The organism is Rummeliibacillus sp. NPDC094406 (genome assembly GCF_044763875.1).
Taxonomy (GTDB): Bacteria; Bacillota; Bacilli; order Bacillales_A; family Planococcaceae; genus Rummeliibacillus.
On record NZ_JBIWGZ010000014.1, the window covers coordinates 1 to 17,339 of the forward strand.

The 17,339-nt window shown below is 36.5% G+C and carries 17 protein-coding genes, 1 tRNA gene, 1 other RNA gene and 1 other annotated feature; of the genes, 3 read left to right on the forward strand and 16 right to left on the reverse strand.

Features of this window, described 5'->3' with window-relative positions; translation table 11 throughout:
• Nucleotides 1-414: 414 nt before the first annotated feature.
• The 6 genes from ACIQ4I_RS20515 to ffs all read right to left on the reverse strand — a co-directional run bounded on the left by ACIQ4I_RS20515 (nt 415) and on the right by ffs (nt 4,119).
• Entirely contained in the window at nt 415-693 is a 279-nt protein-coding gene (locus ACIQ4I_RS20515; RefSeq protein WP_403099566.1) for a pro-sigmaK processing inhibitor BofA family protein, read from the reverse strand.
• 66 nt (nt 694-759) lie between these two features.
• On the reverse strand, nt 760-972 hold the full coding sequence (locus ACIQ4I_RS20520) for a YaaL family protein (RefSeq protein WP_397536719.1): 213 nt from the start codon (nt 970-972) through the stop codon (nt 760-762).
• Nucleotides 973-991: 19 nt separating this feature from the next.
• Nucleotides 992-1,588 carry a recombination mediator RecR gene (recR, locus tag ACIQ4I_RS20525; RefSeq protein WP_403099569.1) on the reverse strand — a complete coding sequence of 199 codons (597 nt, stop codon included), beginning with the start codon at nt 1,586-1,588 and terminating at the stop codon, nt 992-994.
• A gap of 12 nt (nt 1,589-1,600) precedes the next feature.
• Complete coding sequence (locus ACIQ4I_RS20530; protein ID WP_403099571.1) at nt 1,601-1,918, reverse strand: YbaB/EbfC family nucleoid-associated protein; 318 nt, start codon at nt 1,916-1,918, stop codon at nt 1,601-1,603.
• 26 nt (nt 1,919-1,944) lie between these two features.
• Nucleotides 1,945-3,708, reverse strand: coding sequence for a DNA polymerase III subunit gamma/tau (gene dnaX / locus ACIQ4I_RS20535; protein WP_403099573.1), 1,764 nt, complete (start codon nt 3,706-3,708; stop codon nt 1,945-1,947).
• 145 nt (nt 3,709-3,853) lie between these two features.
• An RNA gene (gene ffs / locus ACIQ4I_RS20540) (signal recognition particle sRNA large type) lies at nt 3,854-4,119 on the reverse strand.
• Between the two features lie 329 nt (nt 4,120-4,448).
• Between ffs and ACIQ4I_RS20545 the strand changes: the two genes are divergently transcribed.
• Nucleotides 4,449-4,541 (forward strand) — tRNA-Ser (locus ACIQ4I_RS20545).
• A gap of 190 nt (nt 4,542-4,731) precedes the next feature.
• Here the strand turns inward: ACIQ4I_RS20545 and ACIQ4I_RS20550 are convergent.
• The 4 genes from ACIQ4I_RS20550 to ACIQ4I_RS20565 form a co-directional block, all read right to left on the reverse strand.
• Nucleotides 4,732-5,277 carry an LOG family protein gene (locus tag ACIQ4I_RS20550; protein ID WP_403099575.1) on the reverse strand — a complete coding sequence of 182 codons (546 nt, stop codon included), beginning with the start codon at nt 5,275-5,277 and terminating at the stop codon, nt 4,732-4,734.
• Nucleotides 5,278-5,606: 329 nt separating this feature from the next.
• Nucleotides 5,607-6,278 (reverse strand): deoxynucleoside kinase, encoded by a 672-nt coding sequence (locus ACIQ4I_RS20555; protein ID WP_403099578.1) that lies wholly within the window; start codon nt 6,276-6,278, stop codon nt 5,607-5,609.
• Nucleotides 6,275-6,913, reverse strand: coding sequence for a deoxynucleoside kinase (locus ACIQ4I_RS20560; RefSeq protein WP_403099580.1), 639 nt, complete (start codon nt 6,911-6,913; stop codon nt 6,275-6,277). Before ACIQ4I_RS20560 ends, ACIQ4I_RS20555 begins: the two co-directional genes overlap by 4 nt.
• Before the next feature lie 214 nt (nt 6,914-7,127).
• On the reverse strand, nt 7,128-8,273 hold the full coding sequence (locus ACIQ4I_RS20565) for a glycosyl hydrolase family 18 protein (protein ID WP_403099583.1): 1,146 nt from the start codon (nt 8,271-8,273) through the stop codon (nt 7,128-7,130).
• An 88-nt stretch (nt 8,274-8,361) separates the two neighbouring features.
• Here ACIQ4I_RS20565 and tadA point away from each other — a divergent pair, with 88 nt between their 5' ends.
• Complete coding sequence (tadA, locus tag ACIQ4I_RS20570) at nt 8,362-8,871, forward strand: tRNA adenosine(34) deaminase TadA (protein WP_403099584.1); 510 nt, start codon at nt 8,362-8,364, stop codon at nt 8,869-8,871.
• Nucleotides 8,872-8,960: 89 nt separating this feature from the next.
• Here tadA and serS read toward each other — a convergent pair whose 3' ends face one another.
• From serS to pdxS, 3 genes are all read right to left on the reverse strand, one after another.
• The gene (serS, locus tag ACIQ4I_RS20575; protein WP_403099587.1) at nt 8,961-10,247 is read right to left on the reverse strand and encodes a serine--tRNA ligase; all 1,287 of its coding nucleotides are present in this window, start codon (nt 10,245-10,247) and stop codon (nt 8,961-8,963) included.
• A gap of 89 nt (nt 10,248-10,336) precedes the next feature.
• Nucleotides 10,337-10,553, reverse strand: a binding site (T-box leader).
• Between the two features lie 36 nt (nt 10,554-10,589).
• Entirely contained in the window at nt 10,590-11,180 is a 591-nt protein-coding gene (gene pdxT, locus ACIQ4I_RS20580; protein ID WP_403099589.1) for a pyridoxal 5'-phosphate synthase glutaminase subunit PdxT, read from the reverse strand.
• Nucleotide 11,181: 1 nt separating this feature from the next.
• On the reverse strand, nt 11,182-12,069 hold the full coding sequence (gene pdxS / locus ACIQ4I_RS20585; protein WP_397536708.1) for a pyridoxal 5'-phosphate synthase lyase subunit PdxS: 888 nt from the start codon (nt 12,067-12,069) through the stop codon (nt 11,182-11,184).
• A 104-nt stretch (nt 12,070-12,173) separates the two neighbouring features.
• On the opposite strand from pdxS, the gene pdxR reads away from it, so the two are divergent.
• Nucleotides 12,174-13,583, forward strand: coding sequence for a MocR-like pyridoxine biosynthesis transcription factor PdxR (gene pdxR / locus ACIQ4I_RS20590; protein WP_403099591.1), 1,410 nt, complete (start codon nt 12,174-12,176; stop codon nt 13,581-13,583).
• 46 nt (nt 13,584-13,629) lie between these two features.
• Here pdxR and ACIQ4I_RS20595 read toward each other — a convergent pair whose 3' ends face one another.
• The 3 genes from ACIQ4I_RS20595 to ACIQ4I_RS20605 form a co-directional block, all read right to left on the reverse strand.
• Nucleotides 13,630-14,928, reverse strand: a complete 1,299-nt coding sequence (locus ACIQ4I_RS20595) for a D-alanyl-D-alanine carboxypeptidase family protein (protein ID WP_403099593.1) — start codon at nt 14,926-14,928, stop codon at nt 13,630-13,632.
• Nucleotides 14,929-15,057: 129 nt separating this feature from the next.
• Complete coding sequence (gene guaB, locus ACIQ4I_RS20600) at nt 15,058-16,524, reverse strand: IMP dehydrogenase (RefSeq protein ID WP_403099595.1); 1,467 nt, start codon at nt 16,522-16,524, stop codon at nt 15,058-15,060.
• Nucleotides 16,525-16,627: 103 nt separating this feature from the next.
• The gene (locus tag ACIQ4I_RS20605) at nt 16,628-17,104 is read right to left on the reverse strand and encodes a glutathione peroxidase (protein ID WP_403099596.1); all 477 of its coding nucleotides are present in this window, start codon (nt 17,102-17,104) and stop codon (nt 16,628-16,630) included.
• Nucleotides 17,105-17,339 lie beyond the last annotated feature (235 nt).

Here is a 17,339-nt window from a genome sequence, read left to right on the forward strand (position 1 = left end):
TGAGCCAGGATCAAACTCTCCATAAAAGTAAAGTTTGAAAGCTCATTAGCTTTGCTAGCGTATCATCTATAAGATGATATCTATTTTTGTCCTTGCCACTAACAAAAGTTAGTAAACAAAGTTTATTGATTAACGTCTTGCTTGTTCAGTTTTCAAGGTTCATATTTCGTCGTCATCTTAACGACTTAATTATTATATCGCAACAACATTTCGTTGTCAACAACTTTATAAAAACATATTTTACAAAATCATATTTGATATTCAATTAGTGCGTCACCCGTAAGCGACTTAATTATTATATCAATCTAGTATTTGAAAGTCAATAACTTTTTTGAAGAATTGATATAGTTTTTATTGCCACTTAAATCAGCAACCTAACTAATATAGCACTTTATTAAGCTCTATGCAATACCTTTATAAAAAGAAGTGATTAAACCCCGTTAAACATACTACTAGTACTACACCAGGCATACCTAGCAGTGCCACAATTAAAATTGAAGCGAAGTTAAGTGGTATCCACACTCCTAAATAACCTGCACCATACGATAGAGCATACAAAACGCAAAATGATAACGTTATACGAAATGCAACACTTGAAAATAATTCAAGGATCTTTCTTATCCCCTTTGGCTTACGTAAAACCCAATAAAAAACAAACAGTATTCCTATCAAGCTGATTACAAGCTTGGCCATATAAATCACGCTCCATTAATATATGATGTAACTGATATATATGACAGGAATACTGTTTGTCATTCGTTATTTAATTAAAATTTTCCGAATACGTGCCTCTTTAAATAGATAGAAGTGTTTACTTTCAGCAATTTTACGTTGTGCAATGATATTTAAATCATAATCAACCATTAAGTTTTCTATTTCCTGTGTATGTTGCCATTCTTCTTTTGTATACCGCATTAACTGAACGAGCTTGTCATCGTACTCTTTACGCAACTTTTGTTTTCGAAAAAACATATCTTTTTTGCACCCCAATCTACAATTCGCGTCTTCCTTCTAACGCTTTCGATAAAGTTACTTCATCCGCATATTCTAAATCTCCTCCCACAGGCAGACCGTGGGCGATACGAGTTGTGCGAATACCGGATGGCTTTACAAGACGCGAAATATACATAGCTGTAGCTTCGCCTTCTATTGTAGGGTTTGTTGCTAAAATCAGTTCTTGTACTTCTTCGTTTTGCAATCTTTTTAATAAAGATGGAACATTAATATCTTCTGGACCTATACCGTCCATTGGAGAAATTGCACCTTGTAATACATGATAAAGGCCATGGTAATCTCGCATTTTTTCCATCGCAATAACATCTTTTGTATCTTGTACTACACAAATTGTTGAACGATCGCGTTGTGGGTCTTGGCATATTTGGCATGGATCCACATCCGTAATATGTCCACATACAGAGCAATAGCTTAAGTTACGTTTAGCGTCTATTAAAGCTTTAGCAAAATTAAGTACAGTATCTTCTTGCATTGTCAACACAAAAAACGCCAGACGGGACGCGGTTTTCGGCCCGATACCTGGCAATTTCATAAAACTATCAATTAATTTGGATATTGGTTCAGGATAATGCATCCTATATTCCCCCTAGAATCCAGGAAGATTCATTCCTTTTGTGAATTGTCCCATTGTTTCATTTGTAGTTTCTTCAACCTTAGCAATTGCAGCATTCGTAGCGATGACAATCATATCTTGTAATAATTCAACATCTTCTGGATCTACAACCTCTGGATCAATAACAACTTCTTGCACTTGTTTTTGACCATTCATTACTACTTTTACAAGTCCATTACTAGCTACACCTTCAAAAGTTTGAACTGCCAATTCTTCTTGTGCTTGCATCATTTTCTTTTGCATTTTTTGCATTTGTTTCATCATATTATTCATGTTACCCATACCACGCATTGTTAAATTCCTCCCAGTATTTGAATTTACTCTTCAATTTCCACAAAATCTTTGCCAAATAATTTTTCAGCTTCTGAAACAAGTGGATCTTCTGAAGCTTGTTGTTCTTCAACTAAAATAGATTGTACAACCTCAGAGACTTGTTCGCCACCTGTATCTTCTTGTTCAGTCTTTTTTTCCATTTTATGATGTTGGATAAAATCTGTTCTAATTTTCAACCAACTTTGTTCTGGCACGAAAACAATTTCATAGAAGTTCCCCGTTATCCCCGCCATATACTGTCCAAATTTAGAAATCAGCTCTTGATTATCCGCTGCCATTTGACAATGTATATCATACTTGAATTTTAGCACAAAAGCACTTGACGATGCCGCCACTGGTTCTGATTCTTCTAGCAAAGCTGCTTGAGGTTTTGGAAGTTGATTGAGTACGTCCGCCCATGCACCTTTAATCATTTGAATGTCATGTTTCGTAGCTACTTTTAAAATTTCCTGAATCCTACCGACATGAACATTAAATGTACTAGCTTTTACTTGTTGCCTTGGTTGAGATTGTGTTTGTGGCTGTTTCTGAACTATTGTTTCACCTTGTTGCATTTGAAGAACTAAAGCTTCTAATCCGATGATCTTCGATTGCAACTCTACAATTTGCGGTATATCTGCTGAAACATTCCCCATAGTACCTATTGCAGCTGCTGCTTGCCCTGTATTTGATTGTGACATTTTTAACAAGGCCGTTTCCAAATATACTTTTGAATGTAACGAAAACCGCATTTCCTGCTGTGTTTTCGAAAGAATATCAATATAGCTATAAAGCGTTTCCATCGAAAAGTCGTTAGCTAACGTTTGAAATTTCTCATCTGTCGTTGCCAATTCAAGTAAATCACTTAAATCAGGTGCTGTTTGAATTAATAATAAATCTCTAAAGAAAGTAATAAGATCTTCAGAAAGCCGTACAGCATCCTTTCCTTCACTCATTAGCTGTTCTAGCATTGCTAATACCCTTGCTACATCTTTTTCAGCTAAACTTTTTGCCAGTTCATAAAAGATTTCTTGACTAATAGATCCTGTTACAAATAGCGCATCTTCAAGCGTTAGTTTTTCGCCGCTAAATGAGACTACTTGATCTAACATACTTAATGCGTCACGCATACCGCCAGCTGCAGACTTTGTAATGACTTTTAATGCTTGTTCGTCATAAGGTAGATTAATATCTTCAAGCACTACTTTCATACGTTCTAAAATATCTATAGAAGATAAACGTTTAAAATCAAAACGTTGGCAACGGGAAATAATTGTTGCGGGTATTTTATGTGGTTCTGTAGTCGCTAATATAAAAACAACATGAGAAGGGGGCTCTTCTAAAGTTTTTAACAAAGCATTAAAAGCACTTGTAGAAAGCATATGCACTTCATCAATGATATAAACCTTATAGCGGGCACTTGCAGGCGCAAAACGAACCTTCTCAATAATTTCACGCATTTCATCTACACTTGAATTGGACGCTGCATCAAACTCGATTACATCTGGATGCGAACCATTCGTTATGCTTTTACACGTTTCACATTCATTACATGGTTCATCAGTTGGAGCGTGCTCACAATTTAAAGCTTTTGCGAAGATTTTCGCCGTACTTGTTTTCCCGGTACCTCGTGGACCAGAAAATAAATATGCATGTGTTGTTTTATTGGCTAGGAGAGCATTTTGTAGTGTTCGTTTCACATGAGATTGCCCTGACATTTCTCTAAATGATTGTGGACGATACACTCGGTAAAAAGCTTGATATGTCAACGGTTTTCTCTCCTTTCTGCCATTACAGTTTAATAATTCAATTATAGCATAAGAGACGGTTAGAAACCTTTATTGTATATGTATAAAAAAGAAAAAACTCACTTGTCTAAAAAGACAAGTGAGTTTGAAGTTTACACGGTTAATGCCGTGCACCTTTTCCCGACAGCCGTACATATGCGTTACTCTTGTCGTTAGCTCAGATTAGGCTACCCCGCGGCACATGAGTGAAACCACTTAATGCTGCTTCCTTCCGGACCTGACATGGTTCATGGGAACTCATTGCGCAGGACCCAATCGTCAACGCTACGTGCAAAAGGCAGACCATACATACGGACAGCCTCAAAAAGGAATTCAGTCTCGCTAAAGCGGATTGCGAGTTACAGGACACCGCTACCTTCCCACCTAGCACGGCAATTACTAGTATACGAATAGTTGATCAAAAAAGCAACTAAAATGCATACAATAAAAAAGTTAAGTGATATTCATTTAAAGAATACAAAATTATTGTCTAATGCTTCGTATTTACCTACAAAAAATTTGATGATTAATAAATAACTTAACAACTCATTTATTGATCACCATGCATATCTTATTTCTAATCTCTTTACTTTAAAAATCAATAATGCAGCCCATTTTTATGTACAGAAAAAACAGTACAATTTTTTTAAAAGAAACTATTGACGGTATAAAAAAATGATGATAAAGTATATCTTGTCAGTAAGACAACAACATATTTTTCCGGAGGAATACCCAAGTCTGGCTGAAGGGATCGGTCTTGAAAACCGACAGGCGGGTCAAACCGCGCGGGGGTTCGAATCCCTCTTCCTCCTCCATTTTATTTTTATAAAATAACACGCGCATAATATTGAGATTGTATTCGTTGCAAATTGTAACGAATTTTTCTTAGCCTAATATAATCTGAAAATTCTAAAACAAACTGTATGGTTTGTTTTTTTGTGTTAAAAATCTTATTTGGGTAAAAATTCACTCTTTTAATCGCTACGCGTAGAAGAAAATCCCTTCTTAAATCCCATTCTTTTTTTGAATCACTTCTAGTAACTCTTCTGGCCTTTGAATAATATATATATTATCTAAATGTTCTTGTTGCATAAATCCTTCATCCACCATATGCTGCAATTGCAATTGCAGTAGTCGATAGTAGTCATTCGCGTTATATAAGAATATTGGCTTTTGATGTTGTCCTATTTGCGATAATGTCACAACATCAAAAAACTCATCCATCGTTCCTGCTCCACCAGGTAAAGCAATTAACAAATCGGCTATTTCAATCATTTTAGCCTTACGTTCATACATAGTCGTTACATGATGCAAATTAGTTATATGTTCATGCGTTACTTCTTTCCATTGTAAAAAACTTGGCATTACCCCAATAACGTCCCCATTATTAGCTAGCACAGCATCCGCAATTTTCCCCATTAGCCCTTGATTAGAGCCTCCATATACAATATCCATCTCATGTCTAGCTAAAAAGCTACCTAATTCCTCAGCCTTTTTTGCATAAATTGGGTTTTTCCCTATTTTTGATCCACAATAAATTCCGACGCGCATAATATCCCCCATTATCAATTAATTTCTCTGCATTCGTCCTTATTTTAATTGTGAAATTCCTGAAATACTATCCGATACTTCAAAAGTTAAAAATAACGTTACATTTCAATACGTAACATTATCTAAATATTATTATCAAATGTATATGTGAACAAATAACGAAAATAGAACATTAATATTGTAAGCGCTACACGCATAATGTGATAATCCTCATCTAGTTTAGCTCACTGTCCTTTTAAAATTCACTATTTTTGTATCGTTATATATTAAAGGGACTATACGAAAAGATGAACGTCGTCAACTTTCCGTATAGTCCCTTAATAATTGATTTATCTACGTCGTAAATGAGAGGTTTGCTCGATAAAATGGCCAATTCTTTCTAGAATAATTTCAATGGTATCTGGACTTTTCATTAAATCATAATCATTGATATCTAACCGAAGAACTGGGCAAGCATTGAAATTATCAATCCAATTTTCATAACGATTATGCATTTCATACCAATATTCTTTATCTGTTTGTTGTTCCATCGGACGACCACGTTCCTCAATACGAGCAATGATATCGTCGATTGGACCTTCAAGGTAAATTAAAAGATCTGGATGTGGGAAATATGGTGTCATTACCATCGCATCAAATAAATTGGTATATGTTTCATAATCGGTTGGACTCATTGTTCCTTGATCATAATGCATTTTAGCAAAAATACCTGTATCTTCATAAATGGAACGGTCTTGGATAAAGCCACCACCATATTCGAAGATACGTTTTTGTTCCTTAAATCGTTCGGCCAGGAAATAAATTTGCAAGTGGAAACTCCATTTACTAAAGTCATCGTAAAATTTATCTAAGTATGGGTTTGTATCTACTTTTTCAAAAGATGTACGGAAATTTAATGCGTTTGCTAACGCTTTCGTCATTGTTGATTTACCGACACCTACTGTCCCTGCAATCGTAATAACGGCATTCGATGGGATGCCATATTTTTCTCTCAAATTCATTCCTTAAAGTTCCTTCTTTCTATTATTTCCTCAACTGTATTTAAGATTTTTTGTAAATCTGTAGCATTATGCACAAAGTCCATATCATCACCATTAAAGCGAACAACAAGGATATCAGGATGTTCTTGTTCAAAAACACGTATAAATTCATGATAATCAGCTACTAGTTGATTCATATAATCCCTGGATATCATCTTTTCAAATTCTCGACCTCTCATAGCAATACGTTTCATTAACGTATCTACACTTGCATACAAATATATAACAATGTTTGGTCTTATCATATCCTCAGTTAAAATTTGATAAATGTCCTCGTACTTATGAAATTCTGATGATGGCAAAGTACGTTTTGCAAATATTAAATTTTTAAAGATATGATAATCGGCTACTACCGGTTGATCGTTAACTGCAATATATTTTTTAATATCATTTAATTGTTTATAGCGATTGCACAAGAAGAACATTTCCGTTTGGAAGCTCCACTCATTAATATCTTCATAGAATTTATTTAAAAACGGATTTTCGTCTACAATTTCCTTCAATAAATGAAACCCAAAAGTCTCTGAAATTATTTTAGAAAGTGACGTTTTTCCGACGCCAATAGGCCCCTCTACCGTAATAAACGGAACAGGCATCAGAAGTCCCCCTTCGCTTATCTTTTTAGTGAATGACTATAATTCTAACACAGTAGAAAAATGAAGGACAGTCCAAGAAATCATTTTTCATAATAACTCGTACACAATCGAGCTTTATTAAATCAGCATCATTTCATCTATCTACAATCCATTTTAATTGTGCCTAAATAAAAAAGCCTCAGCAAAAATGCCAAGACCCCAAATTATACATATATTATACAATATGTTTCACATGAAACATTTGTTGTAAAAGTGCCCAATTTTGTGGGAATGGAAATCCTAAATGCCAATAGGCAATTCCTTTTAACCCTAGATTCTCTAATAATTTAAATTTTGCTTCAATAGATCTCGCATCTTCAAACCATACAACATGCTCTACACCATCTTTCCAATAGTGAAAATAAGGTGCTTGTGCGATTTCATCATATGAGATTGCGGCATTATTTTGCTTAGCTAATTCGATTGCATATTGCGGACTGACAGCAATTGCATTTGGGTTTCCTGCTTTATACGGTAACTTCCAATCATACCCATACATATTTTGCCCCATCATAATTTTTGAAGGTGGCATTGCTGTTACCGCATATTCAAGTACTTGCCTTACTGGACCAATTGGTGAAACAGCCATTGGTGGTCCACCGCTGTATCCCCATTCATATGTCATCAGTATCACAAAATCAACGACTTCACCAATTGCTTTATAATCATGCCCTTCATACCACTTCCCGGGCTGGTTAGCACTTGTTTTAGGTGCTAATGCTACAGATACTGTTAACCCTTCTGGATGAGCTTTTGAAACTAGTCTTTTAAGAAATTCTACGTACCTCTCTTTATCTTCTGGAGGTAAATATTCAAAATCAACATGAATATCCTTTGCACCATGCTTTTTAGCTTCTTGTATTGCTGCCCCAATAATTAAGTCTTGTAAATTAGTATCCATAAAAATTTCATGTGCCAAAGTATCACTAAATGCTCCATTCTCAATATTTACAAGTACAATCGCTGAAGCTACTCTATTCGCGGATGCTATCTCCCCTAAATCCCCCCAATTGAGGGTCGTTAATGTTCCATCCCTTTTTACCTCATATGCGAATGGCATCATATAAGTAAGTACAGGTGCTCTTTTTCTTAACTCCTGTGAGAGACGTGCTGGCACATTATCCGTATACCATTCTGCATAGGCATTCGTCTCAATCGTTTTACGATTTGGATTAGGTGTTTCAGGTAATACAAGCGTTTGTCCTACTACTAGCACATCAGGATTTGGTATTTCATTGAGTGCAACAATAGTTGCTACTGTCGTATGGTTTTCCCTAGCAATTTTATTTAAACTATCCCCCTGCTTTACAACATAGATCAAATGCAACCTCCTCTATCTCTTCATGATTACTAACATATGCTATTACCTCATAAATCATGCTAAACTATTTAACAAGGAGCGTGTCTACATGAACCAAGATCATCACTTTATGCAACTAGCGATTGAAGAAGCACAAAGAGCGGAATCTCTTGGAGAAGTTCCGATTGGTGCCGTCATTGTCTATCAAAATCAGGTAATTGCCAGCGCCCACAATCTACGCGAAACTTCACAAAACGCTGTAACGCACGCAGAGCTCATGGCTATACAACACGCTTGTGATGTTATAGGTAGTTGGCGTTTAGAGGAGACTACATTGTATGTCACATTAGAGCCTTGCCCGATGTGTGCGGGTGCAATTTTGCAATCTAGAATCCCCCGTATAGTTTACGGTGCACGTGATAGTAAGGCAGGATGTGTTGATTCACTCTACCATCTCTTAAATGACAGCCGCTTCAATCATGAATGTGAAGTGACAGATGGTGTCTTAGCTGAGGAATGCGGTGCGTTACTGACAAATTTTTTTAAAGGACTTCGTGCACGAAAAAAGGCAAAAAAGAAGGCTAAAAAATTAGCAGATACAAGTGACCATCAATTTTAAAGGACTGCTATTTGAGTAATGTAAAAGCTAAAAAATGTATAAAAAAGCGATTCTCCATTAATTTGGTGAATCGCTTTTTTATTTACTCATTATTTAGCTGGAGCTTGGATTACTTCAAGACCACCCATATACGGTACTAACACTTCAGGGACTTTCACACTTCCGTCAGCTTGTTGATAGTTTTCTAAAATTGCTGCAACTGTACGACCTACAGCAAGACCTGAACCGTTTAGTGTGTGTACATACTCTGGTTTAGCACCTGGTTCGCGACGGAAACGGATATTCGCACGACGCGCTTGGAAATCTTCAAAATTAGAGCAAGAAGAAATTTCACGATACATATTTTGAGCTGGAATCCAAACTTCTAAGTCATATTTTTTTGCAGCAGTGAAACCAAGATCAGCAGTACACATTTTTAATTTTCGATATGGTAAGCCTAACAATTGAAGAACTTCTTCAGCATGGCCAGTTAATTTTTCTAATTCATCATAAGAATCTTCAGGTTTAACAAAGCGTACAAGTTCTACTTTGTTAAATTGGTGTTGGCGGATTAAACCGCGTGTATCACGTCCTGCAGAACCTGCTTCTGAACGGAAGCAAGCACTAAATGCTGTAAATGCTTGCGGGAGTTTTGCCCCTTCAAGAATTTCATCACGGTAGAAGTTTGTTACGGGTACTTCAGCAGTTGGAACTAAGAAATAATCTGGTTCTTCAACTAAGAATGCATCTTCTTCAAATTTTGGAAGTTGACCAGTACCTGTTAAGCTTGCACGGTTTGCCATATAAGGTGGTAACATTTCTTCATAACCATGTTTATCAGCATGTAGGTCCATCATGAAATTCCACAATGCACGTTCAAGTCGAGCACCTAAGCCACGGTAGAATACGAAACGGCTACCTGTTACTTTACCAGCACGTTCAAAGTCAATCATGCCAAGATCTGTTCCAAGATCCCAGTGAGGTTTAATTTCAAAATCGAATTCTGGAACTTCACCCCATTTGTATTCCTCTTGATTATCATCTTCTGAATTACCAACAGGTACACTTTCATGGGCAATATTTGGTAAACGCATCATCATCTCATTAAATTTAGCTTCAACTTCACTTAATTCAGCATCTAATTTTTTGATTTCATCATTTACAGCACGCATGTTAGCGATATCTTCATCAGCATTTTCTTTTGAACGTTTCTTTACAGCAATTGCTTCAGATGCTTTGTTACGTTCTGCCTTTAGCACTTCCGTTTTAGCAATTAAATCACGGCGTTGTTGGTCCCATTCTTCAAAATGGTCAATTGTACCAAGATCTTCATTACGGTGAGATAATTTTTCTTTAATTTCCGCATAGTTTGCACGGACACGTTTAATGTCTAACATATTCAATTCCTCCAATTGTATATTCGATTTTAGAGAAGTAGTTTCTTGTAAGAAAAATTAAAGTGAACGCAAAAAAGCCCTCATCCCATAAAAGGGACGAGAGCATACCCGCGTTGCCACCCTAATTGATTAGACAAAATATATCTAATCCACTTGTTTCATAACGGCTTTGTAACCGGCTGCAGCCTACTATACGTTCAGCTGAGCAACTCCAGGACGGATTCACAAGCGCTTTTGCCGACTTTCACCAACCGTCGACTCTCTTTAAAAAACGTACTCGCTACTACTTCCTATCATCGTGTTAAATTTTAAGTTAACCATACTTTACAATACATCAGGAAGTTACGCAAGTACCGAGTGTTTACTTTCCTTTACCATATTAACGAAATATTCCATTATGCGTGTATCCTCTGTTAATTCTGGGTGGAAAGAACACCCTAAAAATTGACCATCTCGTGCAAGTACTATTCGCCCTTCATACTTGCCTAAGACATCTACACCTTCACCAACATTTACAATATGTGGTGCACGGATAAATACCGCTGGAAACTCAGCCCCAATACCTTTTAAATTTAGAAGCACTTCAAAGCTATCCACTTGGCGCCCAAATGAATTACGCTCCACTTCCACATCCATTACTCCAATATGAGGTTCTTTATTATCAACAAGATTATTTGCTAGAAGAATTAATCCTGCGCAAGTACCAAACATCGGTTTTCCCGACGTAGCAAACAGTCGCAATGTTGGCATCATATTATATCGATCAATAAGCTTGCGCATTGTGGTACTTTCCCCACCCGGTAGAACAAGCCCATCTAAATCTTCAAGTTCTTCCTTATGTTTAATTGCTACAGCCTTTGCTCCAACTGATTCAATAGCTCGTATATGTTCACGAACAGCACCTTGTAATGCCAATACACCAATTGTTGTCATACTACCAACCTCGATCCTGCATACGATCTTGTGGAGCAAGTTTTGAGATATCTATTCCTTTCATTGGTATACCAAGCTCTTTTGATACTTCTGCGATTAACTCATAATCTTGGTAATTCGTAGTGGCTTCCACAATTGCACGAGCAAATTTCTCTGGATTTTCTGATTTAAAAATACCTGAACCAACAAATACGCCATCTGCTCCTAATTCCATCATCAAAGCTGCATCTGCTGGTGTAGCAACGCCTCCAGCGGCAAAATTGACAACCGGTAAGTGACCTAAACGGTTAATTTCAAGTAACACTTCAAAAGGTGCACCTAAAATTTTGGCTTCTGTCATTAACTCATCTTTCGTCATATTTGCAACTTTACGTACTTGTGCATTTACTTTACGTATATGTCTTACGGCTTCAACGATATTCCCTGTTCCCGGTTCGCCTTTTGTACGTAGCATTGATGCACCTTCACCTATACGACGAGCTGCTTCGCCTAAGTCACGACAGCCACAAACAAACGGTACAGTGTATTCACTTTTTAGTAAGTGAAATTCTTCATCTGCTGGTGTTAATACTTCACTTTCATCTATGTAATCTACTCCCATAGATTCAAGTACACGTGCTTCTACAATATGTCCAATACGTGCCTTTGCCATGACTGGAATGGATACAGCCCCCATTACTTCTTCCACAATACGTGGGTCCGCCATACGTGCAACACCACCAGCAGCACGAATATCCGATGGTACGCGTTCTAATGCCATTACTGCCACTGCTCCAGCTGCCTCTGCAATTTTTGCTTGTTCTGCATTAATAACGTCCATAATGACGCCACCCTTTTGCATTTCTGCCATACCTCGTTTAACTCGTTCTGTACCTGTTTGAATAACCATTTCTTTCCCTCCTAAAAACTAGTATGATGTAAGTATAAAGAAAATTGACCATATAAAAAGATTCAGATATTCATTTTTTGATATGGTCAGTTAGGGGCGATTTTATGGATATGCTTATGATTCAACTAGAAAAAGATTCAATAACTCCACTTTACGAGCAGCTTTATGAAGAAATAAAAAAGGGCATTATAGAAGGCACTATTGTTGTTAATTCAAAGCTTCCTTCAAAACGAAAGCTTGCTGAGTTTCTATCAATTAGCCAAACAACGATTGAACTTGCCTATTCACAGTTAATAGCAGAGGGATATATTGCTTCGAAATCACGTGTAGGCTTCTTTGTTGAAGCAATTGAGGAGTTAGCCTATGTGGAGAAAAAACTTCCTCACAGCGTGTTAGAAACCCCTTCAGAACGCCAAATTCTAATTGATTTCAACCCTGGTAAAATTGATACGGCATCTTTCCCTTTTACCACTTGGCGCAAATATGCAAAAGATGCCATTGACTATCATGAAAAAGATTTACTGCTGATCGGATCTGCACAAGGTGAACTTGAATTACGTGAACAAATCGCTAGCTATTTATATCAATCAAGAGGTGTTCTATGCTCTCCTGAACAAATTGTATTAGGCTCTGGTACCGAACAACTTCTACCTATGATTATGAAGCTCTTAGGAGAAGATAATCAGTATGCTATTGAGAATCCCGGATACACCTTGACTCATCATATTTTCAATCAATACAACCAAAAGGTAATCCCCATTGAGGTTGATGAGGATGGAATACAGATTCAACAACTCGAAGGATCAAGTGCAAATATTGCTTATGTTACACCATCACATCAATTTCCAACAGGAGCTGTACTTTCAGCCTCGCGCCGCTCTCAACTATTAAATTGGGCAGCACACGATGACGAACGTTTTATTATCGAAGATGATTATGACAGTGAATTCCGCTATATCGGCAAACCAATTGCTTCTCTACAAGGAATGGATCATAGAGACACAGTAATCTACATCAGTACTTTTTCTAAATCCTTAATGCCATCTTTACGTATAGCGTACTTTGTATTACCTAAAAAGTTATTATCCCAATATCATAATATGTTCACATACTATACTTCTACAGTTCCTCGTTTCGAGCAACATATTTTGGCACAATTTATGAGGGATGGGCATTTTTCTAAGCATTTAAATCGGATGCGGAAAATTTATCGAAAAAAGTTGGAAAAATTGACGCTTGCGCTTACTCCATATGCTCCAATGGTAACAATCTCTGGAGAGCAAGCTGGGATGCACGTAATTTTAACAGTTAAACATGAGCTAAATGCTACTACTTTAAGTAACATTGCATTACAACGGGGTATACGCATTACACCAATCAAAGAATATATGCTTGCTTCTACAATACAAAAACGAGAAGACCAATTTTTACTAGGCTTTGGGGGATTAGAGGAAGAAGAGATCCCAAAAGCTATTCAACAACTAATGAATTGTTGGGGGATTAAACAAGCGTAAAAAAAGGATTGGCAAAATAGCCAATCCTTTTTCATATCTTATATCACTAGAATAATCCTGTGAAGAAGTTACCAATTTTTTTGAATGAAAGTGACAACCAACTTGCTTTTTCTACAGTTGCTGTTGTAACAACATCTGCATTACTTACTGATCCATCTATAAAGCCATAATCTTTACCAGATTTTTTATTGATTTCTACATGACCTACAACAGTTCCCTTTTTAGCAGGAGCATTTAATGATTTTTTATCTAGTACAAGTTTTGCTTCATAATCATCTGCTTCACTAGTTTTCACCATCATAGAAACAGCATCTTTAGTAGCGATTTTTACATTTGAATCTTTACCGTCATTAACCGGTACTGTTTTTTGGCTTTTAAATGTGTGGCCTGCTGGTACAATTTCTTCTGTTGTAAATTGACCAAAGCCATAATCAAATAATGTACGGGCTGCATTGAAACGTGCAATATGTTGTGGCCCTTCCGCATGCATAACAACAGCTATTAAGCGTGTACCATTGCGCTTTGCTGTACCAGTGAAACATTGTCCAGCATAATCTGTAGTACCTGTTTTAAGTCCATCGACCCCTTTATATTCTGCAACAAGACCTGGTAACATAAAGTTCCAGTTATCCATTTTAATAGCATCATCAGTACCTTCACGGAATGTTTTTCTTGAAATACTAGAAGTTTTTAATACTTCAGGGTGATCTTTTAGAAGATGATAAGCAAGTTTTGCAACAGATTTTGCAGGCATTTTGTTTTCTGCGTTAGCTGGTGTACCTGCTGGTTGCATCCCTTGTAATTGTGCATTGTTAAGACCTGTAGCATTTACAAAATGATAATCTTTTAAGCCTAATTCTTTTGCTTTTTTGTTCATTAATGTTAAAAACTCAGTTTCAGACCCTGCAATTGTTTCAGCGATTGCAATTGTTGCTGCGTTTGCAGAGTAAATTGCCATTGCTTCGTATAACTCTCTAATTGTATACTCACCATCTGCACGTAGTGGTACATTACTTAATGCACGATCTTGTGAAATTTTATATGCATATTCAGAGACTTTATATTTTTGATCCCACTTAATTTTACCAGCATTAATCGCGTCTAACAGAATATATTCTGTCATCATTTTTGACATACTTGCTATTCCTAGTGCTTGATCAGCATTTTTTTCGTATAAGATTTTACCTGAATCAGCATCTATTAAAATAGCACCTTTAACATGTAAACCTAGATTATCTTTAGCACTTGCTGTATTTCCTGCAGGAATAGTTGCAATCATGCTGAACATAAGTGCAACAGCTACCACGATACTAAAGATTTTGCTTTTTCTTGATGTCTTCACCATTCTACCTCCGTTTATGTATAGACTTGTCTCGCTCATTTTAACATAGAATAAGGGAGTTCAACCATGGGATATAAAAAACACCCTTTCCGCTTCATAAATTGATGCGAAAAGGGTGCTAAAGATGCAATCTTATGCTAGTGAATAATTTGGTGCTTCTTTCGTAATTTGTACATCATGTGGATGGCTTTCCTTTAAACCAGCTCCAGTCATACGTACAAATTGTGCATTTTCACGCAAATCATGAAGATCTTTTGTTCCGCAGTAGCCCATGCCTGCACGAACACCACCAAGTAATTGATGAATTGTATCAGATAAAGGCCCTTTGTATGGAAGACGTCCTTCAATACCTTCTGGGACAAGTTTCTTTGCATCTTGTTGGAAGTAGCGATCTTTTGAGCCGTTTTCCATTGCTGCAACTGAACCCATACCGCGATATACTTTGAAACGACGTCCTTGGAAAATTTCTGTTTCTCCAGGGGATTCAGAAGTACCTGCCAGTAAGCTTCCTAACATAACAGTATGTCCACCCGCCGCTAGAGCTTTGACTATATCGCCGGAGTATTTAATACCACCGTCAGCAATAATTGTTTTACCTTGGCGACGAGCTTCTGTAGCACAATCATATATAGCTGTGATTTGTGGTACACCTACGCCAGCTACAACGCGAGTAGTACAAATAGAACCTGGGCCAATACCAACTTTCACTATGTCTGCACCAGCTTCGTATAAAGCTTTAGTAGCTTCAGCTGTTGCTACATTTCCCGCAATAATAGTTAAGTCAGGGAATGAGTTGCGGATATTTCTCACTTGCTCTAGTACGCCTTGTGAGTGGCCGTGAGCTGTATCAATAACGATCACATCAACTTGTGCTTCAACTAATTTTTGTATACGATGCATTGAATCTTTTGTTACACCTACAGCAGCACCTACAAGTAAACGTCCAAGTTCATCTTTTGCCGCATTTGGATATTCCATTACTTTTTCAATGTCTTTAATAGTGATTAATCCTGTCAAAACACCGTCTTCGTCAACAATAGGTAGCTTTTCTATTTTATATTGTTGTAGCATTTTTTCTGCTTCATCTAATGTAGTGCCAACAGGAGCTGTGATTAAATCTTCTTTTGTCATCACATCATCAATCTTAATTGAGTAGTCTTGAACAAAACGTAAATCACGGTTTGTAATAATACCTACTAATTTTTGATCTTCCATATTGTTCACAATTGGAACACCTGAAATTCTATATTTACCCATTAGATGTTCTGCATCAAATACCTGATGAGAAGGTGTTAAGAAAAACGGATTCGTAATTACACCATTTTCAGATCGTTTAACTTTTTCAACATGTTCAGCTTGTTCTTCGACACTCATATTTTTATGAATAATACCTAAGCCACCTTGACGTGCCATTGCAATAGCCATTGGTGCTTCAGTTACTGTATCCATACCAGCACTAATAACAGGAATATTTAATTTAATCTTTGGTGTTAAATTAACTGATAAGTCCACTTCTTTCGGTAATACTTCAGAATGTGCTGGTACAAGCAGTACATCATCAAATGTTAAACCTTCTTTGGCAAATTTCGTTTCCCACATTTCTTGAACTCCTCCTATAAAAAATATATTAATTGTAAGATTAACAACGGAAACGTTTACTTGTCAAGGAATCTGGAATAAGTAAGATTATTTAGATTTTTCTTTATAATAAGGTTTTTATATCATTTTCAATTTTTAATGGGGATGTTTGTGGAGCATATCTTGATACAACCTGACCATTTGGATCAACTAAGAACTTAGTAAAATTCCATTTAATATTTTCCGTTAATAGTCCTTTCTTTTCTGAAATCAAAAATTTAAACAATGGTGAGGCATTTTCACCTTTTACATCTACTTTAGCAAACATAGGAAATTGAACGTCATAATTCTTTTGGCAATAAGATACAGTCTCATCAATATTAACAAACTCTTGATTATTAAATTGGCTACAAGGGAAGCCTAGGATTGTAAATCCCTTATTTTTATACTTCTCGTAGAGTTCTTGCAATTCTTTAAATTGTGGTGTGAATCCACATTTACTAGCTGTATTGACAATCAGCAATGGTTGTCCCTCGTATTGTTTTAATGGTTGTTGTTCTCCATTAATTGCTTGTACTGTAAAATCATAAATAGTTGCCACTTTCATTACCCCTTTCTTTTAATTATTATTTTCTCTATTAACAATGTATTCTTTTAGAGCTTTCTCTACAACTAAAAGCATCCTTACAAAATATATTAATAAATCGAGGACAATAAATCATAAATACTTTAAAATAAGCAAAAGAAAAAGCACAACTGAATAATCAGTTGTGCTTTAAGTGTGCCTAGCAACGTCCTACTCTCGCAGGGGGACAGCCCCCAACTACCATTGGCGC